The following is a 25,049-nucleotide window of genomic DNA, read 5'->3' as shown; positions in this document are numbered from 1 at the left end:
TGAACGTGTTGCCAGGTGCAATAGATTCACCGGACACCTCATCACCGGAGAGCCACATGAATTTCACCGATCTTGACAGCCAGAACGCCCCTTTACTGATCGTTAACGTCTGGGGGCAGCAAAGAGGCATAAAACCTGTCAGGGCGCATCCCACGGCGCATCCCGCCAGCGTTCCAGCAGAAAATCACTGAACACCGTCAACCGACGAGCAATGGGCTCTCGCCGCGCCCGCACGATGCTGATCCTGGAAGGGGTCGCTTCCCACTCCGGCAAAACGCGTATTAACCGCCCGTCACGCAGTTCTTCATGTATATCCCAGGTCTCTCGCAGCGAGATGCCCATCCCGGCAAGGCACCAGGCGTGAAGCACGTCGCCGCTGTCGCTGCACAGCGTGCCGCCCACCGCGACAGCTTTTTCCATGCGGCCTTTGCGCAGCGGCCAGATGCTTTGCTGCAGGCCCGGATAGGCGAACACCAGGCAGTTATGCTGCGCCAGATCTTGCGGATGAGCAGGCTGCCCGTGCGCTTTCAGATAATCAGGAGATGCCGCCAGGATACGGCGGTTGTCGGCCACACGCAGCGCGACCAGCCGCGAATCGGCCAGCTCACCCATACGGATAGCCAGATCCAAATCGTCGCTATACAGATCCTGCATCTGATCGGAGAGCCGCAGGTCGAAAGTGACACCAGGATGCAGGCGGCAGAAATCCTGGATGGCCGGTGCCACGTACTTACGCCCAAACGGCATGGGCGCAGTCAGGCGGATAATGCCGCGCAGATCGCGGCTGGCGCCCGTCGCCACTTCCTGCATTTCTTCCAGTACGCCCAGCGCGACCTTCGCCCGCTCGGCAATAGCGCGCCCTTCATGGGTGATGCGCAGGTTGCGCGTGTTTCGCTCAAACAGAGTCGCGCCCAGCGCCTGCTCCAGCCGGGCTATCTGCTTGCTCACGGTCTTGGGTGCCAGATGCAGGGCGCGCGCCGCCGCAGAAAAGCTCCGGCACTCAACGACGTGCACAAATACCGCCAGGTCATCAAGATTGCGTAAAGTCATTTGGTACGATTCAGGGAAAGTGTTTGTCGATTATGGTCATTTATATGGTAGATCGGCATCACTAGAATGGCGATCAAAACCTGGCGTGTCGCAGTAAGTATTGGTCTTTGGCGACGCGCCGCTTTCCCCCGAAGATCGTCATCTCCAGCCCCTGCTTCACCCTTTTCATGGGGGTGCTGGCTGATGAGAATCGCCCGCGGCCCGGCGCGTCATCGTGTCCGTCACATCGGCGAAGGCGGTCATCGGTTTTGCAATACAGGAGCCCCAAACCATGCCACACCCTTTGTTCGTCCTGATCCACCATAAACGTAAAAAAACGGCTGAGGAAGCCGACAGCGCGCCCGGCGGTCCCGCGGCCGTGACGAAATTCCCGCTGGAGCTAAACCACCGGCAGCAGGAGGTTACGGTATGAGTGAACGTATGCCTTTCGTCATCTATGTCTTCGCGCTTTGCGCCTTTGCACTGGGCTTTACTGAGTTCGTCACTATCGGGCTGGTGTCAACCATCTCTGCCGATTTGCATACCACTGTCAGCCAGGTTGGCATGGCGGTCACAGCCTACGCTCTGGGCGCGGTGATCGGCGCGCCTGTTTTGACCGCGCTGGCAACCCGCTGGCCACGCAAGCGGCTACTGCTGGTGGCGATGGCAATGTTTACGCTGGGCAACGCGGTGGTAAGTGTGTCCGATGCGTTGATGCCAATGCTGGTCGCTCGTTTTGCTTCAGGTCTGGGGCATGGCGTTTTTCTCGCCGTGGCGTCCAGCGTGGCAACGCAGCTTGCCGGGCAGCATCGCGCTGGTGCGGCCGTCGCGGTAGTTTTCGGCGGGCTGACGCTGGCACTGGCGATTGGCGTGCCAGTCGGCACCTATTTGGGCAGTTTGTTAAGCTGGCAGGTTATCTTTATGGGAGTGGCAGGCAGTGGTGCCATTGGCTTTCTGGGCTTACTGACGCTGATGCCAGCGGAACGTGACGATACCTTAACGCAGGCTAATGCGATGAACGGACTACGGACCATATTCAATCCGCGTTTACTGGCAGGCGCCAGTATCACCGTACTGGCCTATGCAGGATCGTTCGCGCTATATACCTATATTTCACCCGTTTTACAGCAAGTGACGAAGGTTAGCTCAGGCACTGCCAGCCTGTTGATGCTGGGTTATGGCATCATGGCAGCCGTTGGCAACGTATGGGGTGGGCGACTCACCGATCGTAAGGGGCCCGATGCGGCCGTGATGACGGTGCTTGTCGGCCTCGCCGTCGTGTTGTTGGCTATCTGGCTGTCAGCGTCGTCATTGCCACTGATGGTGCTGCTCACGGGCTTGCTGGGAGCACTGACTTACGCGGCTGTACCGGCCTTGCAGGCACGTGTTATCAGATTGTCCCATAGCCATGCGCCGCACGCTCCCGCCGTTGCCGCTGGATTAAACATTGCCGGCTTCAACGGTGGCATTGCACTGGGTTCACTGTTCGGAGGGGCGAGTCTGGAAGTTATGGGACTGACCAGCACCGCCTGGGTTGGCGCTATCGTCGTGGGCCTGGGCGTCATCTGGATGCTGTGGCAAATGCGGCGCCCCGCTTTTCTTATCACAACGCTTCACGGCCAGATGAACGACACGAACACAATGTGAATGGGTGTCCGTACCGATTAAAAAACCAACCTGTTGCGGTTGGTTTTTTTGCCTGCGATGTGGTGAAAATAACGTCCCTGTTATTCATCTATTGATCGCAACAACAACGCCACTTCTGGCGTGGCGCGATTTTTTGTCCTGAGCACAAGTATTCCGGTTTACCGAACCCTGTGCTCACACATTGACCCGATTATTTACCTGAATGTTTCGACATCTGCTCGGCAGACTTCAGGTGTTCCTCAACAACCGGCGTATGCGCGTCGGCCAGCGCCTTCACATCTGCATCCTTAATTTTTTTGGCGTCGCTCTGCAGTTTTGAGAGCACCATTTTGTGGTCTTTAGTACCGGCGTTCTCCATATACTGCTTGTCAAAGGCGTCGCCACTCTCTTTTTCAAGCTTAGCGGCCATGGCCTTGTGCTTCGCGTCGGGCTCGGTCGGCAGCGTCACGCCTTTCTGCTGGGCAACCGCCTGCACTTTGCTGAGGGCAGCGCTATGGTCATCGACCATCTTCTGTGCAAAGGCTTTGACGTCGCTGTTCTGTGCTTTCTCCAGCGCAATCTTCGCGGCTGCGACTTCATTGATGTCGGCCTGCGCCATGTCCTTCAGCGCTTTTTCATCGCCCGCGCTGAGTTTCGCACCCGATGTGGTCTGGCCTGCGGCCTCATTTTGCGTGGTGCTTTTCGCTGTCTCGGCCTGCACGCCTGCGGTGCTGAACATCGCGGCGACTGCTGAGGCAACCAGCAGCCCTTTCAGGGTTTTCGTCTTTTGCATGTTGTTCTCCTGATAACCATAGGTAAGGCGGGTATCGGTTCATTTACCGTACGCCGCCTCAGAGGAAAGTTACGACTACACTGGTCAGTATAGGCTTAACATTCCGGGAGGGTTGCTTAAGTCAGACAAATCAGCAAGAAAACACCCGCGCTTGCGCGTCATAAAACTGCGGTCAGCGGATCGCTGGCCTGCGGTGATAAAAACAAAAAAGCAGGCAGAGAATTTCTGACTGCCTGTCGCTACTTGCCCATAAAACCGTGCCTGATCCGGCATAACGCCCGTCTTCTGGTACCGATGGTCGTCACGCCATACGGCATCCAGACGTCGCGTCGTCCCTGACAGTACGAAAATCAGAGACACGTGTATGGTGTTAATAACATCTGCTCTGTGCCAGGAGCGGACGTATCGGCGGCGCCGTAATAACAGGCTTTGCCTATAGATGTAAGTTTTAACCGCTACCCGGCGCTGGGTCTAAGGCTTGCCTGAGAAACTCATGCTGCGCAAATCATCAATAAGCCCTGGTCCTTTGGGCTGCCAGTCGAGCTGCTGGCGTGTCCATGCACCGCTGGCACGCATATCCATCATTGTGAAAGCGGCGAACCAGCCAAAATGCTCTGCGGCCTGTTCTGATTTCAGCGAAACAGCAGGGATATCCAGGCCGGTCGCCACGGTTTGCGCAATCAGCCATGAGGCAATGCTTTCCTCCGCTACCGCATGATAACGTTTGCCGCGTTCGCCTTGCTCAAGCACTTTTACGTACAGCCCGGCCACGTCATCCACGTGTGCCGCACACCAGGCGTTTTTACCTTCGCCAATGTAAGCTGCTGCGCCTTTTTCTCTGGCAAGAGAGATGTAATAGCTGATTAACCCCTGGCGTTCGGTGTTGTGAACCTGAGGCAAACGCACCACGCGCACATCAATCCCTGATTCCAGTAGCTGAGAGCCTTCCAGCTCAGAGGCTACACGTGGGTTAGGATGTGCCGGGTTGAAATTCTGCTCCAGAGCGGGCTGGCCGCTGCCGTCATCACCCATCCCGGTGCCGGAGGTGATAAGCAGCGGGCGCTGGCTGCCCTGAAGCACAAAGCCAATAGCGCTAATAACCCGGCGATCTTTTTCGCAATTTTCCACAAAACGGGTGAAATCATGATCGAAGGCGGTGTGGATCACTGCATCGCACTGGTCGATGCCTGCAACCCACGACAGGGGATCTTCCAGCGTTCCGCGCTGGGCAGTAACGCCCTTATCGACTAACTGCCGGGCTGCTTCTTCTGAACGCACAAGCCCGGTCACCTGATGGCCGCGTGCAAGAAGGGCTGATACTACACGTGAGCCAATAAAACCCGTCGCACCCGTTACAAAAATACGCATGGTCTTTCTCCTGAGTAATTTACTGCAACAGCGTAAGCACGGATCTTTTACTATTAAAGTAGTGACGTTATCAGTGTATAAACATTAACAGGCTAATTTATGACGCTGCTTTCTGAAAATCCTCTGGGTGATTTTTTAAGGGCCCGCCGTCTGGGACTTGACCCGGCTTCGTTTGGTTTTTTGCCCGGCCGCCGCCGTACGCCGGGCCTGCGCCGCGAAGAGGTGGCTCAGCTCGCGAATATCAGCCCGACCTGGTATACCTGGCTTGAGCAGGGCCGAGGGGGAGCCCCCTCACGCGAGGTGCTGAACCGGATTGCTGCCGGGCTGCGGCTTACATCTCCCGAACGCGATCATCTGTTTATACTTGCCTTTGGCCATCCGCCGGAAAGCCGGGTAAGTCCGTCCGGCAGCATAACCCCACGGTTGCAACGCGTGCTGGAAAGCCTGACGATTCCGGCGATTATCAAAACCGTCATCTGGGATGTAGTGGCATGGAATTATCCGGCGACGGTTGTGCTGAAGGACTACGCGCTGCTGCCGCCCGCGCGGCGAAATATTCTGCGCCTGCTGTTTACCGACCCCGAGGCGCTGGAGATGCAGCACGACCGGGAGGGCGTGGCCCGGCTCATCGTCAATGCCTTTCGGGCGGATGCCGCGCGCCTTGGTGCGTCAGAGGAAATCGCTCGGCTGGTTGAGGAGCTATCCGCTCAAAGCGCTGACTTTGCCCGCCTGTGGCGTAACAACGATGTTGCCGGGCATGGGGAAGGGTTAAAGATGCTACATCACCCGCAAATCGGGACAATTGCGCTGGAGTTTTGCACCTTTTCTGTCGAAGGGAGGCCGGATCTGTCAATGATGCTCTTCAATCCAGCAACCGAAGAAAGCAGGATGAAAATAGAGCGTTGGATAACCCAAAACCGGGCCCAGCGCGAAGGCTGAGTCAGACTTTCTTCAGTTTGCCATGATTAAACGTCCGCGCCTCGCTCAAAGCGGATGTTATCTTGCATTGAATGCCCGGAGACCATCACTTTAACCATGCCCGCGCGGTCTGTACATCAGCGAGCCATGTCGTGCAGCAAGGCGAAAGCCTCTCCCGCTTCATCTGCCACGACTGCTGGATGCCCTGCCCCGCAAAATAGAGCGTTCCCCGCCCCTGCTGGTTGAATTTGTCCCTCAGTGATATCAGCGCCTCGCTGTTAGCGCGCGGCGCGCTCTCATCAAACAGGTTCAGCTGCGCCACGCCCTGGCTGAAAAAGTCACCCAGTATCCCCCGCTTTCTGGTACCGGTGGTCGCCATGCCATACGACTTCTAAAATTCGTGCCGTTCTTGACCGTGCGGGATATTTAAGAGAATTCTATAGTGTTATTACTATCTGCTATATGCCAGAACAGACGCTATGTTAAATTTGCGGTAAGTTAGAAAGCTATCTAACGTAATGCACAAGGAAAGGAGAGTAATTTGAATGGCAATCTTAGTAACAATACAGGCCGAGCTCGTAGTTGGTGAAGCGCAGGTGATAAAGAGCCTGGCTCCTGAGGGGATGCTGGCGGCAGTTTTTGAGGACGATGGTGAGACCGGATATTTCTACGCTCTTGATGAATCTGTCGACGGAAATCCGATTCAGGACGCGTTGCATATCTACAACGCCGAAGATATTTCTGACGGCCACGTCCCTTCTGATGTAAAAATTGGCTGGTCTGAAGATAGTCAAAAGTGCGTGCTACTGATTAACGGATATCCGTATGGAGCTTTTGATTTCGTCGGGAAAAATGGGTACTGCAGAAGTGGTTTTCCTCCACCAATAAACAAAATATGGTCGAAGTCAGGCCATGAGTGGAGCGATGCGGTAGACGATTTTTTTCGATGAGGTTCGGCAGGCCTGGCGCCTGCCATAACTATGTCCGCACATCGGGAGTTAATAGCTTCGCTATTATTTCAATCAGACTGGTGATGAAGGCGTTACTAACATCGTGGTGGGTGAATCAACAGGGAGCAGGTCAAAAAGAGAAAGTCATATAGACATATTTTATATCAATACACGGCAACAGAACTAACGTTCAGGTTCAGCCGATTAACTAAACATCACAGGTAAAAACTCATATCTGAGAATACATGTCCGCCCCGCTTTTACAGCTGTCTTTATGGATGGCAAATTTTCCGGAATGATAGTTCCTGTCAACAGAATTGGTTCCCGGCTGGAATGGTAAAGAGAGTTACAAAGCAGGCGCTGAGCAAAGGAGGCCAAAGAGCGTCCGCGAAAGGCAGGAACGATAACCTCTTCAGAAATTCTATAGCCACGTAAAAAAGCAACGTCTCCTCTTTCGCAAATTATCAGTCCTACACGGATTCCCTCTTCGTAAACAATATGCGCATTACCTTCTGAAATATGATTACTGAGCTCTTCTTCATCGACAGGGCACAGATTGCCTCTTAAGGCTGGGATAGCTAACAACGAATACTGATAGGCATCCATCAGAGCCCGTCGGCACCATTCAAAATCGACGTACTCAGCCAATCTCAGGGTTACTGTGTCATCCGGATATTCTGAAGCACCAGACAGCCAGGATGCATAGATAAATTGGTCTGTTATACCCTGACTTTCTTCGTGGCCGGGCGTGAGAATTCGAATGTACTGTGGCTTTAGCTGCTCCCACTCCTGGCAGACAGATTTGAGTACAGAGCAATCTATGTTGGAGTCTGAAGCGACAATATCAATGAAAGGGTTATTGATATCGCCCCCGCGATAACGCGGACCAGTAAGAAACTGATGACCATCAATATTGAGTTTACGCTGTAAAAAATACTCTTGTGGTAAGCCAGTTTCTTTCCATGGAAAACGTGCTGAAAAGGTGGTATCCACACAGTATTTTTCCTGCTCATAAATCCATTTTTCAAGCCAGCTATAAAGGATGTCCTGTGGTATGGGCAGTTGAGCATACTGAGAGAGCATAAATTTTAGCATCATATTCATCTGACATAGCTCCAGGTATCAGGTCAATCTACTAAGATTGCCCTGATACCTGCTCAAACAGCAAGTAACTTTCCGAACGGTTTAGTCTACTTCTGGTTAGAGTGACTTGCGAGGCAATAGCCCTGTCAGCTTTGTGCCAGAAGCGGGCGTTTCAAAAAGGTGCAGTATGCCAATCCTAAACTGGCGATGAACCATTTTAGGATCGAGTAAGGTAATCGCCTGAGCGATCACTTATAATACAATTACAGTCGCACTGAATTATGGGTAGACACATAAAGGTGCTATTTAATTCTGAATCGCCGGTTCGGTAATGCACACGGATTAATGCGTGGTAATGGCGATAATGGTTTCTAATTTATATCAACGCGATGACAAAGTAATCCTCCAGACACAACCGAAGCTATTGTGAAGGACTACTGAAAGCTTATTAACGCTCAACCCTTACTAAGTCAGGAGAGTAAGGGAATCGATAATTTCATGTTCTGTATTTTCAATCTCCAGATTGAGAATTTCAGAAATACGTTGAGTTCTTAATCCTTTGTTGATGTTAAACAAATCCATTTTATCCAGCGCATACATGGTGAGTGCGGTTAAGACAGCAGACAAAAATGAGGCCGCAATTATACTTAACGGCTCACCCATGCCCATGCCACTGAGCCAGCTTTCGATAGCGATACCCGCAAACATAGTTACCGAGCCTGCAATGAGCTTTAGAATGGCATCGCCTTTTTGCGCAGGTGATTTGTTTGCGTCCCTCAGGATAGGAGCAATTTGCATCAATATTTTTACGCCTTCCTTAACTACCCGAGCGATTTTTTTAAATACGCCAACGAAGCAGTTAAGGATCCCTTCGAGCAGCATGCTGATGAAGTTTTTAAAAAAGGAGAGTAGTCCACCTTTTAAAAGGTTAGCTGCCTTTTCCATAATATGCATTTTCATCCGGCCAAAGCGTTCCTTAAGCGCCTCTTTGAAACTATTTGCGGCAATCCCATCTTCAATGCCATTTCTGAGACAGTCATTTAACTCATAGTAGAGCGGTTTTATTGCAAATAAAATCACTTCTCCCAGCAGTTGGTGTCCCGCAGCGTTGCCCGCATCGACAGCCAGTCTCTGTTGAACTTCTCTGTTGCTTTTGACATTACCCCACACTGTTTCATTTGTTTTCTTATCTAAGGCAATTTGTGCTTCGTCCATTCTCTTAATTTGATTCGCTTTGACTTCTTTGTCTTTTTCCGTAAGAACTATTTTATTCTGCTTATTTTTACTAAGTACGTAGCCCTGGTCAATTTGCTGTTGTAATTCGTCACGCGTCAAATCATGTTTAGCTTTATTGCCACCGGCATTATTTACCTGGCTGGTAATCACAATATTTTCTTCAATATTGATGATGTCTTTTATGTCATCAACAGTCAATGCTTTGTTGCTCTTGAGATTTTTGCAAAGTTCTGCGCAAGGCACCACATGATCTGCTTGAGCAGCTTGCCCCGGTAAACCTTCACTTTTGGCATGTTTCTTGTTTTTATAAATAACGCTATCAGGATCATAACCATCTTGGGCAGTATTCTCGTCACCAAAATACTTTTCTTTAATCGGATCTGAATCTTTTCGCATCGTGGTTACGTTGCCATCGCGAGTCATTTTTCCCTTATAGTAGACTGACCGTTTATCAAATATCGCGATGTTCACCTGCTCATTGAGCTGTTCGGTATAACTATCAATCGTCGTATTGCTCTGCGGTTTGGCATACGAAAATACTTTGCATTCGTTATAGAGTCGTGACGCGGTGATCCCTTGCTTAGTACCAAGCTTAAATGACCGCATGGTGCCATCGATAAGGCCAAGGAAGACGGGTTCCAGAATTGAATTAGAGCCGCTTTCCGCATCCATATTTGCGATTAAATCAGTAATTTCTGCGATATCTGAATCTTTAACTTCGTAACTATAGAGTTCGCCAACATAGGCAGCAGCCATATCGTTATTTTCAATAAACCGGGCATCTTCGGCATTGATTAGGCTTAATCCAAACAAATCAGGCATCGCCAGGTTACCTTTCCTTGCTGCTGATTGGTGCTGTCGAATGTTAGCTAATCGCATTTTATGTCGTTGAGCATTATCCATGTCACTATCCTATATCCAGCAAGCAATTAGAAACTGTCAGAATCCATGGGCGGTTTGGAGGCTACCTTCAGTAAATTCGGCAACTGTATTGATAATGATGTTGAAGATTTCTTCGTGTTCACTGCTAGTAAAGGCATGTTTTTTGATCAACGCTTTGGCTGAATTTGTTGAGGGTGGGTTACTTCTCATTTCTGAAATTTTATTTTGTGTAATTGCAGGCAGCTGCGCTCTCGTACCTATCCCGCAAATCAGCCAGTCCAGCTCTTCCATCAAATTGTCTGTGAGTTTACGACTAGTGGAAGCGCATGCTATGCCAAGTCCGAATGCAGCGACAATGAATTGGTCACGATTGGCAATTTGATCCAACAGCGCGGTGATCTGGCGTTTCAGTGCATGCATTTCGGCAGTATGGCGAGCCCGCTCCTCATTCCTGCCTTGATTAATATCACTCTGGCGACGGGCTTCAGTTGCAGAGTCATCCGCAACGCTTGCAGCCGCTCCAGCAGCACCTCCCACTACAGCAGCCCCTACAGCAAGAGCCTCTGCACCGAGCAGTGATCCTGCTAATGAAGCAGCACCCAAGACCGAGCCGCCACCCGTGAATGGAGCTAAAGCAACAGCAGCAACACCTACTGCAACTCCACCTGCGCAATACCCTACAATCTTCACTAATTTCATTCATCGCCTCAGATTATTATAATTATCTGATTAATAAAAATACGATCATTTTTATTCGTTCAAAACTTAATATCTTCTAATGTTGTTCATAATTCAAGGTGGACGAGAAACAGAAAAAAACTTCAGTAACTGACCTGCTCCGCGTTGATTAAGACACCTCAATGTTGGCCATGTAGTTGTTGGAGCTGCGAATTTCCACTCTTCGCTCATAAGGGACAACCATACTCAAATCTCCCACATTGCAGGAGATTTGAGTATGAACACGTCACCGTGGAACAAAGACCGTATCATCGGCCAAAAAAGACCACTTCAGATATATCATATCTGGGGGATCAGAATCCGACTTGAACTGGAAGGTAAAACGCGCGATTTAGCTCTGTTCAATATGGCCCTGGACAGTAAGCTTCGGGGCTGTGATCTGGTCAAACTCAAAGTATCTGATGTTGCATATGGCAGCTCTGTTTCAAGCAGAGCAACGGTTTTGCAACAGAAAACCGGTAGTCCTGTGCAATTTGAGATAACCAAAGGGACCAGAGAAGCTGTTTCTGCATTGATAAAGCTTGGCAATTTGCACAGTAAAGACTTCTTGTTTCGGTCTCGGGTCGGAACTAACCAGCACATTTCAACCCGGCAATACAACCGAATCTTTCATGGGTGGGTAGAAAAGCTTGGTCTCGACGATTCGCTGTACAGCACACATTCCATGAGAAGAACAAAACCTTACCTAATCTACAAGAAAACTAAGAACCTCCGGGTGATCCAACTTCTGTTGGGCCATAAGAAACTCGAAAGCACAGTCCGTTATCTGGGCATTGAGGTCGATGATGCGTTAGAGATCTCGGAGTCGATTGAAGTCTAGGGTTGTCGGGGCTGCAACAGCAGCCCTGTGCCAGTTGCGGAAGTTACTGAGAACAATCGGTGCCAATCAATAGGGAGCAGGTCAAGAGGCAGCATCAGTGCGGCCCGCAGTTTACTGCAGGCCTGAGAGGATCGGGTTGCACGTTATGTGCCTGGCGATCCCGTTATGTACCGCTAACGCTGTTGAGCTGCTACTTTGTCGCGATGAATAAAGAGAGACATATACCAAATGTCATCTTCGATGGCCGACATGACCACACCGGTTGTACGCGTCAAATGACAGTAACTATGAAGTAATTGCAGGGTCGTCTTTATGATCATCACATGCGTGCGGTACAGAGTGTCTGCGTTAATCTGCAGACCATATGTAGCAAGTTTTCCTTGCACTTCTGCGCTCAGGGTGTGCTGATTATCAAAGGCATTGAAAATCGGCAGAACCTTCAGGTCACTCATGTAAACATTGCGGCTGCCCTGGCGAAACTTTTCCTGCGCCGCAGAAAGGTATTCGTCGGCCAGGCGAATTTCAATCATGGCAGCGCCGAGATATCCCGGCCAGCTGGCCAGTGTCCCTGTGTGCATACGTAACCTTGTCTTACGGCTACCCCAGTTGCTGAAGAACTTCTGCACCCGTTGCGGATTATTGAAATCACGGATAGTGATCAGCGGCACGTCTCTCAGGCTTGGCCTGAGACTGGCTTCATTGAATGAGTGTTCGACGTCAAGTAATCTTTCAATATAATTTTCATTTAATTTCAAGTTGTTATTGCGAACCAGTACTGATGCTGCACTCTTTGCACCGAGCGTTACCTTCAGATACTGCATTATCATTTCATGACTGGCCATTAAGGTCAGGCGGGTAGCAAATTCAGGCGTAACGGAGTTGTTAATCCGTTCAGGACCATTTTTTCTCGCAGGCAGTATCCCTGTGACGATCAACCAGCAGTAGGCCTTCAGTGGTGCATCCACAAACTCCCAGGCCAGACAGCGTTTCACCAGATCGCGCCGAACCAGCGCCGAATAGCCAGCAAACTCTTCCTTTAGGGTTTCAGCGATTTCCAGCGCATAACGAGTATCAAAACCTGTCGCTTTCTCGATGACAACAAGCATAAACGCCAACTGGTAATTGGTACTGTAACGATCATAATCTGCAATGGTTTCTTCAGGAAGATCTATCGCTTCAACATCCACAGGAATCGCCTCTATCAGCTCATCACGCGTATTCGCCAGGTAGACTTCCAGAAAGCAGTAAGCCATATGTTTGATGGCTTCTGCATTAGCACCGGTATAGTGTTCTTCAGCCATCTGATTTACACGCGTCACGATTTCCTTTGTCTGTTGCCGCTCAGCAGCAGTCATTCCGCAATGAACTACCAGTTGATCAAAACAGAGCTGATCCACAAAGTCCATCGCTGCTTTCTGTTCTTTCGTAATACGAGTCATTTTTCTCTTCCTGGGACGTTGAATACGGCTGGCGCTATTATGTTGAGTTAGCTGGGCATGGGCTATTGCGAAAAAAACTGTACTTTTTTCTACACTAAGCTGGCAATCGGGAGGGCCTTTGGTAACTCGAATTATCGCTCCAGTAAGAAATATCTGCTTTGAGCTCTAGGAAGGGGATGAATAATCCAGTGACAGTTATCAAAGAGAATGCAGTCTTCATGTACAGAACAGCTTAAGACATGTGGTGTTTCTTCAGAAGAAATAATCGACACATTCATTTTCAGCACCATAGCTTTTGACATTCTCCCTATTAACTGGCGCTTTGGATAATTAGTTAAAGTTGTATAATCAGTGAGAAGAAGTTTTAACTTCCGCTCCTCGCTCAAAGCGGACGTTATCTTGCATTATAAATGTGTAAACATCACTTTTACCAAGCCCGCACGGTCGGCACATCTGCAAGCCGTGTCGTATAACACGGCGACAGCATCTCCCGCTTCATCTGCCACGACTGCTGGATACCCTGCCCCGCAAAATAGAGTGTTCCCCTGCCCTGCTGGTTGAGTCTGTCCATCAGTGACATCAGCGCCTCGCTGTTCGCGCGCGGCGCGTTCTCGTCAAACAGGTTCAGCTGCGCCACGCCCTGGCTGAAAAAGTCACCCAGCATAACGCCCGCCTTCTGGTACCGGTGGCCGTCGCGCCAGACCGCATCAAGGCAGCGCGTCGCCGCGGCAATTATGTCGCGCGTGTCCTGTGTGGGCGTCAGCAGCTTAGTCCCGCCGTGATTGCGGTAATACGGCTCAGCAGAGAACGGCGACGTTTTCACAAACACCGAAATGTACCGGCAGAACTGATGCTCGCCGCGGAGCTTTTCTGCCGCGCGCGCCGCATAGCTGCATATAGCCTGGCGCATCGCTTCATAGTCGGTGATGCGCTCACCAAACGAGCGGCTGCAGACGATTTCCTGTTTCGCCGGGGCAAACTCTTCGATCTCCAGGCAGGGCTCGCCGCGCAGCTCGCGCACGGTGCGCTCCAGCACGACGTTAAAGTGTTTGCGGATAAAGCGGATGTCGGTATCACAGAGCTGCAAAGCATTTTTGATGCCCATTGTCTCCAGCTTTCTGGCAATACGCCGGCCGACGCCCCAGACTTCCTCCACCGGCATCAGCGCCATCAGCCGCCGCTGGCGCGCCTGGTTTGACAGGTCCACCACCCCGCCCGTCTGCGGCCACTCCTTCGCCGCGCGATTGGCGAGTTTCGCCAGCGTCTTCGTCTGGGCGATACCTACCCCACAATGAATCCGGGTGTTACGCCGCACCGTCTCGCGTATCTCCCCGCCAAAATCAGCCAGGTCGCGACAGTTCCGCACACCCGTCAGGTCACAGAATGCTTCATCGATACTGTATACCTCAACGCGCGGGCACAGTTCCTCAAGCGTGGTCATCACCCGCTGGCTCATGTCGCCATAGAGTTCATAGTTGCTTGAGAAGGCTATGATCCGCTGTGGAAACTGTATCTCGCGAAGCTGGAACCAGGGCATGCCCATTTTTATGCCAGGCGCGTTGGCTTCGCGGCTGAGCGCTATCACGCAGCCATCGTTATTCGAAAGCGCCACAATGGGCTGACTGGCCAGATCAGGACAGAATGCCGTCTCGTAACTCGTGTAGAACGAGTTCATAACAACCAGCGCGAACATTGCGGTGCAGAGTGTGTATTACGCAAATGACAACGCCGACGATATCGAGGTCGTCGGCGTCATAAACAGCGATAGGCGGGTAAGCCGGGTTCTCGGCGCGCAGCTGCGCCACCGGGTACGTCACCAGCCTTTTAATGGTGAACTCGCCGCCAATACTGGCGACCATGATGTCGTTATGCTTCGCGTGCAGACTGAAGTCCACCAGCAAAAGCGAGACGCCAGGGATGCCAGATTTTTCAATCTTATCAGCGAGTCAGGCCTGTCAAACCTGCATATTCATAATATCCTGGTACGCCGCAACCAGCTTGTTGCGCACCTGGATGCCCATCTGCAGCGAGATAGACGATTTTTGCAGGTCGACCATCACATCGTTCAGCGCCACGCCCGGCGTGCCGATTGCGAATTTTTCCGCCTGAGTGCGGGCGGCGTTTTGCGTATCGCTGATACGTCCAAGCGCGGCCTGTAACTCTCCGGCGAAACTCACGGAGGGCGGGGTCTCGACAGCATTATTGCGCGCCACCTGCATGGTGGCCTGCATCTGCTGGAGTACCCCTTCAATACCCTGAATAGCCATCTTTTACCCCTGGATGATTTTTCAACGGGGTGCAGAGTAACACTTTGTCAATGGGATAAAGGCTCTAAATAACGATAAAAAACCAACCTATTTGACCCATAGAAAAACGCGCGACAGCCAATAATGACCCTCGCCATCCAAGTGGAACTTTAGTCGTGCTTGCCGACCCGGGAGTCCGTTTTGCTTCATAACACGCATTATTCTGTCAACGCTGAGTCAAGAGGGGCGCAATGACTGCCGCAGCTTCAACTCAAACGCCACAAAATAAAACCGTAGAGTGGCTCAACCGCTTACGCGCAAACCCGAAGATCCCCTTAACGGTGGCCGGGGCCGCCGCGGTGGCTATTATTGTGGCTCTGGTGCTCTGGGCAAAACAGCCGGAGTACCGCGTGCTTTACAGCAATCTGAGCGATCAGGACGGCGGCGCTATCGTCACCCAACTGACTCAGATGAATATTCCTTACAACTTTGCGGATAACGGTGCCTCTATCATGGTGCCTGCCGAGAAGGTGTACGATCTGCGTCTGCGTCTCGCCCAGCAGGGGCTGCCGAAAGGCGGTGCCGTGGGCTTTGAGCTGATGGATCAGGAAAAATTCGGCATCAGCCAGTTCAGCGAGCAGGTTAACTACCAGCGCGCGCTGGAAGGCGAACTCGCGCGCACCATCGAGACGTTAGGTCCGGTGAAGAATGCGCGTGTTCACCTCGCCATGCCGAAACCCTCTTTATTTGTTCGCGAGCAGAAATCCCCTTCCGCGTCGGTCACCCTGAACCTGCAGCCGGGCCGCGCGCTTGATGATGGCCAGGTCGCCGCCATCGTGCACATGGTGTCCAGCGCCGTTGCGGGCCTGCCGCCGGGCAACGTAACGCTTGTGGATCAGACCGGTCGCCTGCTGACGCAGTCCGGCACCGGCGCTCGTGATCTTAACGACGCGCAGCTCAAATACGCCTCCGATGTTGAAGGCCGTATTCAGCGCCGTATCGAATCTATCCTTGCGCCTATCGTCGGCACCGGCAACGTCCATGCCCAGGTCACCGCGCAGATCGACTTCTCTAATAAAGAACAGACCGAAGAGCAGTACCGTCCGAACAGCGACCCGTCGCAGATGGCCGTCCGCTCTCGTCAGCTGAACACCAACGACCAGGTAGGCGGCGCTTATCCGGGCGGCGTACCGGGCGCGCTCTCTAACCAGCCTGCACCGGCCAACAGCGCGCCTATCGACGCGCCTGCCGGTCAGAACAATGGCCAGAACGCCAATGGTCAGAACGCGCAGCGTACCCAGAGCACCAGCACTGCAGGTGCGAGCAGCGGCCCGCACAGCAGCCAGCGTGATGAAACCACGAACTACGAAGTGGATCGCACCATTCGCCACACCAAAATGAACGTGGGCGACGTGCAGCGTCTCTCCGTCGCGGTGGTGGTGAACTACCGTCAGCTGGGCAACGGCAAGCCGCTCGCGCTGACCGCCGAGCAGCTGAAACAGATTGAAGACCTGACCCGCGAAGCGATGGGCTACTCCGACAAGCGCGGCGATACCCTGAACGTCGTTAACTCGCAGTTTACCGCGAGCGATGAATCCGGTGGCGAACTGCCGTTCTGGAAGCAACAAGCATTCATCGATCAGCTTCTGTCCGCAGGCCGTTGGCTGGTGGTGCTGATTGTCGCCTGGCTGCTGTGGCGTAAAGCGGTCCGTCCGCAGCTGCAGCGCCGTGCTGAAGAAGTGAAGCGCGTCCAGGAAATGCAGCAGCAGCGTAAAGAAGTGGAAGAGTCCGTGGAAGTTCGCCTGAGCAAAGACGAACAGACGCAGCAGCGCCGCGCTAACCAGCGCCTGAGCGCCGAAGTAATGAGCCAGCGTATCCGCGAAATGTCAGACAACGATCCGCGCGTGGTCGCGCTGGTCATCCGCCAGTGGATGAGTAACGAGCTATGAGTAACGCTAATTCCAACGCTAATGCCAATGGTCTGTCGGGTACCGACAAAAGCGCCATTCTGCTGATGACCATCGGTGAAGACCGCGCGGCGGAGGTGTTCAAACACCTCTCGCCTCGCGAGGTGCAGCACCTCAGCGCCGCGATGGCGAGCGTGCGTCAGATCTCTAACAAACAGCTGACTGACGTGCTGGCGGAGTTTGAACAGGAAGCGGAACAGTTCGCGGCGCTGAGCATCAACACCAACGACTACCTGCGTTCGGTGCTGGTCAAAGCGCTGGGCGAAGAGCGTGCCTCCAGCCTGCTCGAAGATATTCTCGATTCCAAAGAGACCACTTCGGGTATGGAAACGCTCAACTTTATGGAGCCGCAGAGCGCCGCCGACCTTATTCGCGACGAACACCCGCAGATTATCGCCACCATTCTTGTGCACCTCAAACGTGCCCAGGCGGCGGATATCCTGGCGCTGTTCGACGAGCGTCTGCGTCACGACGTGATGCTGCGTATCGCCACTTTCGGCGGCGTCCAGCCGGCGGCGCTGGCGGAGCTGACCGAAGTGCTGAACAACCTGCTCGACGGCCAGAACCTCAAGCGCAGCAAAATGGGCGGCGTGAGAACAGCGGCGGAAATTATCAACCTGATGAAAACGCAGCAGGAAGAAGCCGTTATTACGGCAGTGCGCGAATTCGACGGCGATCTGGCGCAGAAAATCATCGACGAAATGTTCCTGTTCGAAAACCTGGTGGAAGTCGACGACCGCTCCATCCAGCGCCTGCTGCAGGAAGTGGAGTCCGAATCTCTGCTTATCGCCCTCAAAGGTGCCGAGCAGCCGCTGCGCGAGAAATTCCTGCGCAACATGTCGCAGCGTGCGGCCGATATCCTGCGCGACGACCTGGCCAACCGCGGGCCGGTGCGTCTGTCTCAGGTGGAAAACGAACAGAAAGCTATCCTGCTCATCGTCCGTCGTCTGGCGGAAACCGGCGAGATGGTAATTGGCAGCGGCGAGGATACCTATGTCTAATAAGCTTCCCTGGCAGCGCTGGATGCCGGATGACCTCTCCCCGCCTGTAATGCCGGAATTCACGGCATTCGACGAGACGGTCAGCGGCGAAAGCGAAGAAATCGACGAAGAGCAGTTACGCCTGCAGCAACAGCAGCAGGCGCTGGTGATGATGCAAACCCAGGCGCACGAGCAAGGCTTTAACGCCGGGCTCGCCGAAGGGCGTCAGCAGGGCTTCGAGCAGGGCCGCCAGGAAGGCCATTCCAAAGGATTCGAACAGGGGCTCGCCGAAGCGCGCGCCCAGCAGGGGCCAATACACGCGCGTATGCAGCAGCTGGTCAGCGAGTTCCAGTACACCCTGGACGCGCTCGACAGCGTCATCGCCTCGCGCCTGATGCAGATGGCGCTGGAAGCCGCGCGCCAGGTGATCGGCCACGTTCAGGTGGATAACAACCACCTGATTAAGCAGATCCAGACGCTGTTGCAGCAGGAGCCGCTGTTTAGCGGCAAACCGCAGCTGCGCGTGCATCCGGACGATTTACAGCGCGTCGAAGAGATGCTCGGCGCGACCTTAAGCCTGCACGGCTGGCGTCTGCGCGGCGACCCGACCCTCCATCCGGGCGGCTGCAAAGTCTCCGCCGATGAAGGCGATCTCGATGCGAGCGTGGCGACGCGCTGGCAGGAACTGTGCCGCCTGGCCGCACCAGGAGTGGTGTAATGACCGCCCGTCTGACCCGCTGGCTCAATACGCTCGATAACTTCGAGACCAAAATGGCGCAACTGCCGTCGGTGCGCCGCTACGGCCGCCTGACCCGCGCCACCGGCCTGGTGCTGGAAGCGACCGGGCTGCAACTGCCGCTCGGCGCGACCTGTATTATCGAACGTCAGGAAGGCACGCAGCTCCAGGAAGTGGAAAGCGAAGTGGTCGGCTTTAACGGCCAGAAACTGTTTTTAATGCCGCTTGAAGAAGTCGAAGGCATTCTGCCGGGCGCGCGCGTCTATGCCCGTTCGGGGGGTGGCGAAGGGTTACAGAGCAGCAAACAGCTGCCGCTCGGCCCGCAACTGCTTGGCCGCGTGCTGGACGGCGCGGGCAAGCCGCTTGATGGTCTGCCCTCCCCTGACACCGAAACCACCGGCGCGCTTATCACCCCGCCGTTTAACCCGCTGCAACGTACCGCCATTGAAGATGTGCTGGACGTGGGCGTGCGCCCGATTAACGCCCTGCTGACCGTCGGTCGCGGCCAGCGTATGGGCCTGTTCGCGGGCTCCGGCGTCGGTAAATCGGTACTGCTCGGCATGATGGCGCGCTACACCCAGGCGGATGTCATCGTGGTGGGGCTTATCGGCGAGCGTGGCCGTGAAGTCAAAGACTTTATCGAGAACATTCTCGGCGCCGAAGGGCGCGCCCGCTCGGTGGTGATTGCCGCCCCGGCGGATGTCTCTCCTTTATTACGTATGCAGGGTGCCGCCTACGCCACCCGCATCGCAGAAGATTTCCGCGACCGCGGTCAGCACGTTCTGCTGATCATGGATTCGCTGACCCGTTACGCGATGGCGCAGCGTGAAATCGCGCTGGCCATCGGCGAGCCGCCTGCGACCAAAGGTTACCCGCCTTCGGTGTTCGCCAAACTGCCCGCGCTGGTCGAGCGCGCCGGTAATGGCATCAGCGGCGGCGGCTCGATTACCGCGTTTTATACCGTACTGACCGAAGGCGACGACCAGCAGGACCCGATCGCCGACTCCGCGCGCGCCATTCTCGACGGCCACATCGTTCTGTCGCGTCGCCTCGCGGAAGCCGGTCACTATCCGGCGATTGATATCGAAGCGTCCATCAGCCGCGTGATGACAGCCATCATCAGCGAAGAGCATTACGCGCGCGTGCGGACCTTCAAACAGCTGCTTTCAAGTTTCCAGCGCAACCGCGACCTGGTGAGCGTTGGGGCTTATGCCAAAGGCAGCGATCCGATGCTGGATCGCGCCATTACGCTGTGGCCGCAACTGGAAGCGTTTCTGCAGCAGGGTATTTACGAACGTTCCGGTGTAGAGGATGCGTTGCAGGCACTGGAACTTATCTTCCCGTCAGTTTGATGAGGTATGAGGGAGGTAGCCATGAAACAAAATGGCGCGCTGAACACGCTTAAAGATATGGCTGAGAAAGAAGTCGACGATGCCGCGTTGCGGCTTGGCGAAATGCGTCGCGGCTGTCAGCAGGCGGAAGAACAGTTGTCGATGCTGATGAATTATCAGCAGGAATATCGCAATAACCTGAATCAGACCATGACCCAGGGGATTGCCAGTAACCGCTGGGTGAATTACCAGCAGTTTATCCAGACGCTGGAGAAAGCGATTGAACAGCATCGCCTCCAGCTTACGCAGTGGAATACCAAAGTCGATCAGGCGCTCTCGTTCTGGAAAGAGAAAAAGCAGCGTCTTCAGGCCTGGCAAACGCTCCAGGACCGGCACGCCAGCGCGGCGCTGCTGGCGGAAAACCGGCTCGATCAAAAAAGAATGGATGAATTTGCCCAGCGGGCATCAATGAGGAAAGGCGAATGATTACGTTGCCCAATGTTGTGCTTACCAGTGACGTCGATGCGACTGGCACCGGTGCCGGGCTGAAAGGCGTCGATGCGAAAGGCGGCGACGCGGCGCAGGATTTTCTGGCGCTGTTAGGCCAGCATTTCTCAGGCAAGCTGCCGTTTGCCGACGGTAAAACGCTGTCGCTCGCGCAGTTGCAGGGTGCCGGTAAAGAGACGCTGGCGGGTAAAACGCTGGCCGATGCCACGGCGGGCCAGCAAGGCGTGCAGAACGATCTCGCACGCCTGCTGGATCAACTGACCAACGGCGAAATCACCCCGGCCGATCTGACGCTTGCTGCCGGCGACGCGCAGGCAGTGACGGCGGACGCCGCGAAGCCCGCGCTGAAAACCGCCGGTCTTGACGACGATAAAAAACTCAGCGACGAAGATATGGCCGCGTTAAGCGCCCTCTTCGCGATGCTGCCGCAGACCCAGCAGCCGAACGCGGCGGCTGACGCACCAATGCAGACCCAGGCGCAGGGCGTTGCCGCGCTGAGCGCTAATGGTTTTAGCCCGGCGGCAAGCCTGACCCAGACGCTCGGCAACGCCAAAAGCGATGCTAAAACCAGCGCGAAAAGCGATGACGCCGCCACCCCGCTGACGGCCGCCACAGCGACTGCGCCGGTCACCGGCCAGGCCGCTTCGGATGTTGTTGCGCCGGTCTCGACGCTCGATAAAACCGCCGCGGATGTGAGCAGCACGCAGGTGCCGCATAACCTGAACCTGCACGCGCTGGCCTCCACGACCACGCAAGGAGCCCAGAACACCACGCCGTCCATGACGATGCCGACCCCGCAGGTCACCGCGCCGCTCGGCACGCCGGACTGGCAGAACTCGGTGAGCCAGCACATCACGCTGTTTACCCGCAACGGCCAGCAGAGCGCCGAGCTGCGCCTGCACCCGGAAGAGCTGGGCGCAGTGCAGATTAGCCTGAAGATTGACGACAACATGGCGCAGGTTCAGATGGTGTCGCCGCACAGTCATGTGCGCGCAGCGCTGGAAGCCGCCCTGCCGACGCTGCGCGCGCAGCTTGCGGAAAACGGCATTCAGCTCGGTCAGAGCAGCATCAGCAGCGAAAACTTTAGCGGTCAGCAGCAGCAAAACAACCCGCAACAGTCTGCCGCATCCCGTTCCGGCGGCGCTTTTAGCCTGAATGGTGAAGAAGAAGCGATTGCCGCTCCGGCAAGCCTTCAGGCAGCCGCTCGCGGCAATGGCGCGGTCGATATCTTTGCCTAACGCCAGAGGTAACGTGATTATTCCCGTTTTTTCCAGGCTTTGACTGCGCGCAGAGACGGGATAATCACTCTATCGCAGTACTGATACAGGAAACCCGAGTCTGATGACTGACAGCGCAATCACCAAAGGTAAAGGCCGTAAACGCTCCATCTGGATCCCGTTACTGGTCATTATAACTCTCGCTGCCTGTGCGACGGCAGGTTACAGCTACTGGCGTATGCAGCAGCATGGCACCACCGCGGCTAAAGCGGCGCCAGAACCGCCGCCAGCGCCGGTCTTTTTCGCACTGGACACCTTCACCGTGAACCTGGGTGATGCCGACCGTGTGCTGTATGTCGGCATTACGCTGCGTCTGAAGGACGAGGCGACCCGCCAGCGTCTTAGCGACTACCTGCCGGAAGTGCGCAGCCGTCTGCTGCTGCTCTTCTCCCGTCAGGATGCCTCACAGCTCGCGACCGATGAAGGCAAACAGAAGCTGGTGGAAGCGATTAAACAGACGCTTTCCGCGCCGCTGGTGGCAGGACAACCGAAGCAGGTAGTGACTGACGTCCTCTACACTGCCTTTATTCTGCGGTAAAGCCATGGGCGACAGCATTCTTTCTCAGGCCGAAATCGATGCGCTGTTAAACGGCGACAGCGAGCAGAGCGCGGAACAGCAAGCGACAGGCGGCGATGGCGACATTCGCCCCTACGATCCCAATACCCAGCGTCGCGTGGTGCGCGAGCGCCTCCAGGCGCTGGAGATTATCAACGAACGCTTCGCGCGCCAGTTCCGTATGGGGTTGTTTAACCTGTTGCGCCGCAGCCCGGACATCACCGTGGGGGCGATTCGTATTCAGCCCTACCACGAGTTTGCCCGCAACCTGCCGGTGCCGACCAACCTTAACCTGATTCATTTAAAACCGCTGCGCGGTACCGGGCTGTTTGTGTTTTCGCCAAGCCTGGTGTTTATCGCGGTGGACAACCTGTTCGGCGGTGATGGCCGCTTCCCGACTAAAGTGGAAGGCCGCGAATTTACCCACACCGAACAGCGCGTCATCAACCGTATGCTCAAGCTGGCGCTTGAAGCTTACAGCGACGCGTGGAAAGCGATTAACCCGCTGGACGTGGAGTATGTGCGTTCAGAAATGCAGGTGAAATTCACCAATATCACCACCTCGCCGAACGATATCGTGGTTAACACCCCGTTTCACGTCGAGATTGGTAACCTGACCGGCGAGTTTAATATCTGTCTGCCGTTCAGCATGATTGAGCCGCTGCGTGAACTGCTGGTTAACCCGCCGCTGGAAAACTCCCGTCAGGAAGATCAGAACTGGCGCGACACTCTGGTACGGCAGGTGCAGCACTCGGAGCTGGAGTTAATTGCTAACTTCGCCGAGATCCCGCTGCGACTCTCGAAGATTTTGAAGCTGAAGCCAGGCGACGTGCTGCCCATTGATAAGCCGGATCGCATTCTGGTGCATGTGGATGGCGTACCGGTTCTCACCAGCCAGTACGGCACCGTAAACGGGCAATACGCCCTGCGCGTTGAACATTTGATCAACCCAATTTTGAATTCGCTGAATGAGGAACAGCCCAATGAGTGACATTAACAAACCGTCCGATGAAAATGCTGGTGAAATGGACGATCTGTGGGCTGATGCACTGAAAGAACAAAAAAGCACCGGCGACTCCGCAGACGATCTGTGGGCCGATGCGCTGAGCGAGCAGAAAACCGCGGGCAAGAGCTCGGCGGATAGCGTGTTCCGCGCGCTGGAAGGCGGCGACATGGTCGGCGCGCTCCAGGATATCAACCTGATTATGGATATCCCGGTGAAACTCACCGTGGAGCTGGGCCGCACCCGCATGACCATTAAAGAGCTGCTGCGTCTGACGCAGGGTTCCGTGGTCGCGCTGGATGGTCTCGCCGGCGAGCCGCTGGATATCCTCATCAACGGTTACCTGATTGCTCAGGGTGAAGTCGTGGTCGTCGCCGATAAATATGGCGTGCGCATCACCGACATTATCACCCCGTCAGAACGTATGCGTCGCCTGAGTCGTTAAATGAAAAATCAGACCACGGTTGCACAGCCGGCAATGCCCGACGCCGGCTCATCCTTAATCCAGGTAAGCGGCGCGCTGACGCTGATTATCCTCTTTATTCTGCTGTTTGCCTGGATGGCAAAGCGTTTTGGCTTCGCGGCTAAAAGCACCGGGATGCGTGGTCTGAAGCTCAACAGCAGCCTGAGCCTTGGGGCTCGCGAAAAGATTGTGATTGTCGAAGTGGAAGACGCCCGCCTGGTGCTGGGCGTGACCGCCACCTCTATCACGCCCCTGCACACCCTGCCGCCTGCGCCACCCGCGCAGGAGTCGGAAACCGTGCCGGGCGCTGAATTCCAGAACCTGATGAAAAATCTGCTTAAGCGTAGCGGGAGAAAGTAATGCGTCGTTGGTTAAATCTTTCTTTCCTCGCGCTCGGCCTGCTGGCGGCGCCTGCGATGGCACAACTGCCGGGTCTTGTCAGCCAACCGATATCGGGCGGCGGTCAGAGCTGGTCGCTGCCGGTACAGACGCTGGTGTTTATCACCTCGCTGACGTTCCTGCCCGCCATTCTGTTAATGATGACCAGCTTTACGCGCATCATTATCGTTTTCGGTCTGCTGCGTAACGCGCTCGGCACCCCGTCCGCGCCGCCAAACCAGGTGCTGCTGGGCCTCGCGCTGTTCCTGACCTTTTTTATCATGTCGCCGGTTATCGATAAGATCTATTCCGACGCCTATCAGCCGTTTAACGAAAACAAAATTTCGATGGAAGTGGCGCTCGACCGTGGCGCGCAACCGCTGCGTGAATTTATGCTGCGCCAGACCCGCGAGGCGGATCTGGCGCTGTTCGCAAAGCTTGCCAATACGCAGCCGATTCAGGGGCCGGAAGCGGTGCCGATGCGCATCCTGCTGCCCGCGTATGTTACCAGCGAGCTGAAAACCGCGTTCCAGATTGGCTTTACCGTGTTTATCCCTTTCCTGATCATCGATCTGGTGGTGGCGAGCGTATTAATGGCGCTCGGGATGATGATGGTGCCGCCTGCGTCTATCGCCCTGCCCTTCAAGCTGATGCTGTTTGTGCTGGTTGATGGCTGGCAGCTCCTTGTCGGTTCGCTTGCCCAAAGCTTTTACAGTTAACGAG

General features: G+C 54.5%; 25 protein-coding genes and 1 pseudogene. 15 read left to right on the top strand and 11 right to left on the bottom strand.

Features of this window, described 5'->3' with window-relative positions; genetic code table 11:
- Positions 1 to 138: 138 nt before the first annotated feature.
- Complete coding sequence (locus G6041_RS02725) at positions 139 to 1,050, bottom strand: LysR family transcriptional regulator (protein ID WP_012124404.1); 912 nt, start codon at positions 1,048 to 1,050, stop codon at positions 139 to 141.
- Positions 1,051 to 1,458: 408 nt separating this feature from the next.
- On the opposite strand from G6041_RS02725, the gene G6041_RS02720 reads away from it, so the two are divergent.
- A complete protein-coding gene (locus G6041_RS02720) occupies positions 1,459 to 2,676 on the top strand; it encodes an MFS transporter (RefSeq protein ID WP_084999248.1) in 1,218 nt (405 codons plus the stop codon).
- Between the two features lie 190 nt (positions 2,677 to 2,866).
- Here G6041_RS02720 and G6041_RS02715 read toward each other — a convergent pair whose 3' ends face one another.
- Positions 2,867 to 3,448, bottom strand: coding sequence for a DUF4142 domain-containing protein (locus tag G6041_RS02715; RefSeq protein WP_012124401.1), 582 nt, complete (start codon positions 3,446 to 3,448; stop codon positions 2,867 to 2,869).
- Between the two features lie 471 nt (positions 3,449 to 3,919).
- Complete coding sequence (locus tag G6041_RS02710; protein ID WP_012124400.1) at positions 3,920 to 4,816, bottom strand: SDR family oxidoreductase; 897 nt, start codon at positions 4,814 to 4,816, stop codon at positions 3,920 to 3,922.
- 99 nt (positions 4,817 to 4,915) lie between these two features.
- Here G6041_RS02710 and G6041_RS02705 point away from each other — a divergent pair, with 99 nt between their 5' ends.
- Positions 4,916 to 5,755, top strand: coding sequence for a helix-turn-helix transcriptional regulator (locus tag G6041_RS02705; RefSeq protein ID WP_004386786.1), 840 nt, complete (start codon positions 4,916 to 4,918; stop codon positions 5,753 to 5,755).
- A gap of 85 nt (positions 5,756 to 5,840) precedes the next feature.
- On the opposite strand, the pseudogene G6041_RS02700 reads toward G6041_RS02705, so the two are convergent.
- Positions 5,841 to 6,135, bottom strand: a pseudogene (locus G6041_RS02700) (DUF4113 domain-containing protein); the annotation flags it as partial.
- A gap of 144 nt (positions 6,136 to 6,279) precedes the next feature.
- Here G6041_RS02700 and G6041_RS02695 point away from each other — a divergent pair.
- Entirely contained in the window at positions 6,280 to 6,684 is a 405-nt protein-coding gene (locus G6041_RS02695; protein WP_012124399.1) for a DUF2251 domain-containing protein, read from the top strand.
- A gap of 204 nt (positions 6,685 to 6,888) precedes the next feature.
- Here G6041_RS02695 and G6041_RS02690 read toward each other — a convergent pair whose 3' ends face one another.
- The 3 genes from G6041_RS02690 to G6041_RS02680 form a co-directional block, all read right to left on the bottom strand.
- Positions 6,889 to 7,788, bottom strand: a complete 900-nt coding sequence (locus tag G6041_RS02690; protein ID WP_012124398.1) for a hypothetical protein — start codon at positions 7,786 to 7,788, stop codon at positions 6,889 to 6,891.
- Positions 7,789 to 8,232: 444 nt separating this feature from the next.
- A complete protein-coding gene (locus G6041_RS02685; protein ID WP_228370870.1) occupies positions 8,233 to 9,906 on the bottom strand; it encodes a hypothetical protein in 1,674 nt (557 codons plus the stop codon).
- Positions 9,907 to 9,942: 36 nt separating this feature from the next.
- Positions 9,943 to 10,584: a hypothetical protein gene (locus G6041_RS02680; RefSeq protein ID WP_012124395.1), complete on the bottom strand. Its 642-nt coding sequence runs from the start codon at positions 10,582 to 10,584 to the stop codon at positions 9,943 to 9,945.
- A gap of 256 nt (positions 10,585 to 10,840) precedes the next feature.
- On the opposite strand from G6041_RS02680, the gene G6041_RS02675 reads away from it, so the two are divergent.
- Positions 10,841 to 11,443, top strand: coding sequence for a site-specific integrase (locus tag G6041_RS02675; protein WP_012124393.1), 603 nt, complete (start codon positions 10,841 to 10,843; stop codon positions 11,441 to 11,443).
- A gap of 173 nt (positions 11,444 to 11,616) precedes the next feature.
- Here G6041_RS02675 and G6041_RS02670 read toward each other — a convergent pair whose 3' ends face one another.
- From G6041_RS02670 to fliE, 4 genes are all read right to left on the bottom strand, one after another.
- Positions 11,617 to 12,882 (bottom strand): hypothetical protein, encoded by a 1,266-nt coding sequence (locus tag G6041_RS02670; protein WP_012124392.1) that lies wholly within the window; start codon positions 12,880 to 12,882, stop codon positions 11,617 to 11,619.
- Positions 12,883 to 13,309: 427 nt separating this feature from the next.
- Positions 13,310 to 14,575: a translesion error-prone DNA polymerase V subunit UmuC gene (umuC, locus tag G6041_RS02665; RefSeq protein WP_041460466.1), complete on the bottom strand. Its 1,266-nt coding sequence runs from the start codon at positions 14,573 to 14,575 to the stop codon at positions 13,310 to 13,312.
- Positions 14,514 to 14,801 (bottom strand): S24 family peptidase, encoded by a 288-nt coding sequence (locus G6041_RS02660; RefSeq protein WP_228370873.1) that lies wholly within the window; start codon positions 14,799 to 14,801, stop codon positions 14,514 to 14,516. The genes umuC and G6041_RS02660 overlap by 62 nt, the downstream gene beginning before the upstream one ends.
- 36 nt (positions 14,802 to 14,837) lie before the next feature.
- Positions 14,838 to 15,149 (bottom strand): flagellar hook-basal body complex protein FliE, encoded by a 312-nt coding sequence (gene fliE, locus G6041_RS02655; RefSeq protein WP_004384862.1) that lies wholly within the window; start codon positions 15,147 to 15,149, stop codon positions 14,838 to 14,840.
- A gap of 230 nt (positions 15,150 to 15,379) precedes the next feature.
- On the opposite strand from fliE, the gene fliF reads away from it, so the two are divergent.
- The 11 genes from fliF to fliP all read left to right on the top strand — a co-directional run bounded on the left by fliF (position 15,380) and on the right by fliP (position 25,045).
- The gene (fliF, locus tag G6041_RS02650) at positions 15,380 to 17,077 is read left to right on the top strand and encodes a flagellar basal-body MS-ring/collar protein FliF (protein WP_084999252.1); all 1,698 of its coding nucleotides are present in this window, start codon (positions 15,380 to 15,382) and stop codon (positions 17,075 to 17,077) included.
- The gene (gene fliG, locus G6041_RS02645; protein WP_004384858.1) at positions 17,074 to 18,096 is read left to right on the top strand and encodes a flagellar motor switch protein FliG; all 1,023 of its coding nucleotides are present in this window, start codon (positions 17,074 to 17,076) and stop codon (positions 18,094 to 18,096) included. Before fliF ends, fliG begins: the two co-directional genes overlap by 4 nt.
- Positions 18,089 to 18,793 carry a flagellar assembly protein FliH gene (gene fliH / locus G6041_RS02640; RefSeq protein WP_012124388.1) on the top strand — a complete coding sequence of 235 codons (705 nt, stop codon included), beginning with the start codon at positions 18,089 to 18,091 and terminating at the stop codon, positions 18,791 to 18,793. The genes fliG and fliH overlap by 8 nt, the downstream gene beginning before the upstream one ends.
- A complete protein-coding gene (fliI, locus tag G6041_RS02635) occupies positions 18,793 to 20,163 on the top strand; it encodes a flagellar protein export ATPase FliI (protein ID WP_012124387.1) in 1,371 nt (456 codons plus the stop codon). The genes fliH and fliI overlap by 1 nt, the downstream gene beginning before the upstream one ends.
- A 21-nt stretch (positions 20,164 to 20,184) precedes the next feature.
- A complete protein-coding gene (gene fliJ / locus G6041_RS02630; protein WP_004388146.1) occupies positions 20,185 to 20,628 on the top strand; it encodes a flagellar export protein FliJ in 444 nt (147 codons plus the stop codon).
- Positions 20,625 to 21,887 carry a flagellar hook length control protein FliK gene (gene fliK, locus G6041_RS02625; protein WP_012124385.1) on the top strand — a complete coding sequence of 421 codons (1,263 nt, stop codon included), beginning with the start codon at positions 20,625 to 20,627 and terminating at the stop codon, positions 21,885 to 21,887. The genes fliJ and fliK overlap by 4 nt, the downstream gene beginning before the upstream one ends.
- A 103-nt stretch (positions 21,888 to 21,990) precedes the next feature.
- On the top strand, positions 21,991 to 22,464 hold the full coding sequence (gene fliL / locus G6041_RS02620; RefSeq protein ID WP_004388144.1) for a flagellar basal body-associated protein FliL: 474 nt from the start codon (positions 21,991 to 21,993) through the stop codon (positions 22,462 to 22,464).
- 4 nt (positions 22,465 to 22,468) lie between these two features.
- Positions 22,469 to 23,473 (top strand): flagellar motor switch protein FliM, encoded by a 1,005-nt coding sequence (fliM, locus tag G6041_RS02615; RefSeq protein WP_004388143.1) that lies wholly within the window; start codon positions 22,469 to 22,471, stop codon positions 23,471 to 23,473.
- The gene (fliN, locus tag G6041_RS02610) at positions 23,466 to 23,930 is read left to right on the top strand and encodes a flagellar motor switch protein FliN (RefSeq protein WP_004388142.1); all 465 of its coding nucleotides are present in this window, start codon (positions 23,466 to 23,468) and stop codon (positions 23,928 to 23,930) included. The genes fliM and fliN overlap by 8 nt, the downstream gene beginning before the upstream one ends.
- Complete coding sequence (gene fliO / locus G6041_RS02605; protein WP_012124384.1) at positions 23,931 to 24,308, top strand: flagellar biosynthetic protein FliO; 378 nt, start codon at positions 23,931 to 23,933, stop codon at positions 24,306 to 24,308.
- Entirely contained in the window at positions 24,308 to 25,045 is a 738-nt protein-coding gene (gene fliP, locus G6041_RS02600; RefSeq protein WP_007868948.1) for a flagellar type III secretion system pore protein FliP, read from the top strand. Before fliO ends, fliP begins: the two co-directional genes overlap by 1 nt.
- Positions 25,046 to 25,049: the final 4 nt, after the last annotated feature.

This window comes from Cronobacter sp. HA18003, assembly GCF_011605905.1.
Classification (GTDB): Bacteria; Pseudomonadota; Gammaproteobacteria; order Enterobacterales; family Enterobacteriaceae; genus Cronobacter; species Cronobacter sakazakii.
The sequence above is the reverse complement of the archived record's forward strand: the minus strand, read 5'-3'. Positions and strand labels throughout refer to the sequence as shown.

Coding starts and splice junctions, on each gene's coding strand:
- G6041_RS02725 (WP_012124404.1), bottom strand. CDS start 1,050: ATGACTTTACGCAATCTTGATGACCTGGCGGTATTTGTGCACGTCGTT.
- G6041_RS02720 (WP_084999248.1), top strand. CDS start 1,459: ATGAGTGAACGTATGCCTTTCGTCATCTATGTCTTCGCGCTTTGCGCC.
- G6041_RS02715 (WP_012124401.1), bottom strand. CDS start 3,448: ATGCAAAAGACGAAAACCCTGAAAGGGCTGCTGGTTGCCTCAGCAGTC.
- G6041_RS02710 (WP_012124400.1), bottom strand. CDS start 4,816: ATGCGTATTTTTGTAACGGGTGCGACGGGTTTTATTGGCTCACGTGTA.
- G6041_RS02705 (WP_004386786.1), top strand. CDS start 4,916: ATGACGCTGCTTTCTGAAAATCCTCTGGGTGATTTTTTAAGGGCCCGC.
- G6041_RS02695 (WP_012124399.1), top strand. CDS start 6,280: ATGGCAATCTTAGTAACAATACAGGCCGAGCTCGTAGTTGGTGAAGCG.
- G6041_RS02690 (WP_012124398.1), bottom strand. CDS start 7,788: ATGAATATGATGCTAAAATTTATGCTCTCTCAGTATGCTCAACTGCCC.
- G6041_RS02685 (WP_228370870.1), bottom strand. CDS start 9,906: ATGGATAATGCTCAACGACATAAAATGCGATTAGCTAACATTCGACAG.
- G6041_RS02680 (WP_012124395.1), bottom strand. CDS start 10,584: ATGAAATTAGTGAAGATTGTAGGGTATTGCGCAGGTGGAGTTGCAGTA.
- G6041_RS02675 (WP_012124393.1), top strand. CDS start 10,841: ATGAACACGTCACCGTGGAACAAAGACCGTATCATCGGCCAAAAAAGA.
- G6041_RS02670 (WP_012124392.1), bottom strand. CDS start 12,882: ATGACTCGTATTACGAAAGAACAGAAAGCAGCGATGGACTTTGTGGAT.
- umuC (WP_041460466.1), bottom strand. CDS start 14,575: ATGTTCGCGCTGGTTGTTATGAACTCGTTCTACACGAGTTACGAGACG.
- fliE (WP_004384862.1), bottom strand. CDS start 15,149: ATGGCTATTCAGGGTATTGAAGGGGTACTCCAGCAGATGCAGGCCACC.
- fliF (WP_084999252.1), top strand. CDS start 15,380: ATGACTGCCGCAGCTTCAACTCAAACGCCACAAAATAAAACCGTAGAG.
- fliG (WP_004384858.1), top strand. CDS start 17,074: ATGAGTAACGCTAATTCCAACGCTAATGCCAATGGTCTGTCGGGTACC.
- fliH (WP_012124388.1), top strand. CDS start 18,089: ATGTCTAATAAGCTTCCCTGGCAGCGCTGGATGCCGGATGACCTCTCC.
- fliI (WP_012124387.1), top strand. CDS start 18,793: ATGACCGCCCGTCTGACCCGCTGGCTCAATACGCTCGATAACTTCGAG.
- fliJ (WP_004388146.1), top strand. CDS start 20,185: ATGAAACAAAATGGCGCGCTGAACACGCTTAAAGATATGGCTGAGAAA.
- fliK (WP_012124385.1), top strand. CDS start 20,625: ATGATTACGTTGCCCAATGTTGTGCTTACCAGTGACGTCGATGCGACT.
- fliL (WP_004388144.1), top strand. CDS start 21,991: ATGACTGACAGCGCAATCACCAAAGGTAAAGGCCGTAAACGCTCCATC.
- fliM (WP_004388143.1), top strand. CDS start 22,469: ATGGGCGACAGCATTCTTTCTCAGGCCGAAATCGATGCGCTGTTAAAC.
- fliN (WP_004388142.1), top strand. CDS start 23,466: ATGAGTGACATTAACAAACCGTCCGATGAAAATGCTGGTGAAATGGAC.
- fliO (WP_012124384.1), top strand. CDS start 23,931: ATGAAAAATCAGACCACGGTTGCACAGCCGGCAATGCCCGACGCCGGC.
- fliP (WP_007868948.1), top strand. CDS start 24,308: ATGCGTCGTTGGTTAAATCTTTCTTTCCTCGCGCTCGGCCTGCTGGCG.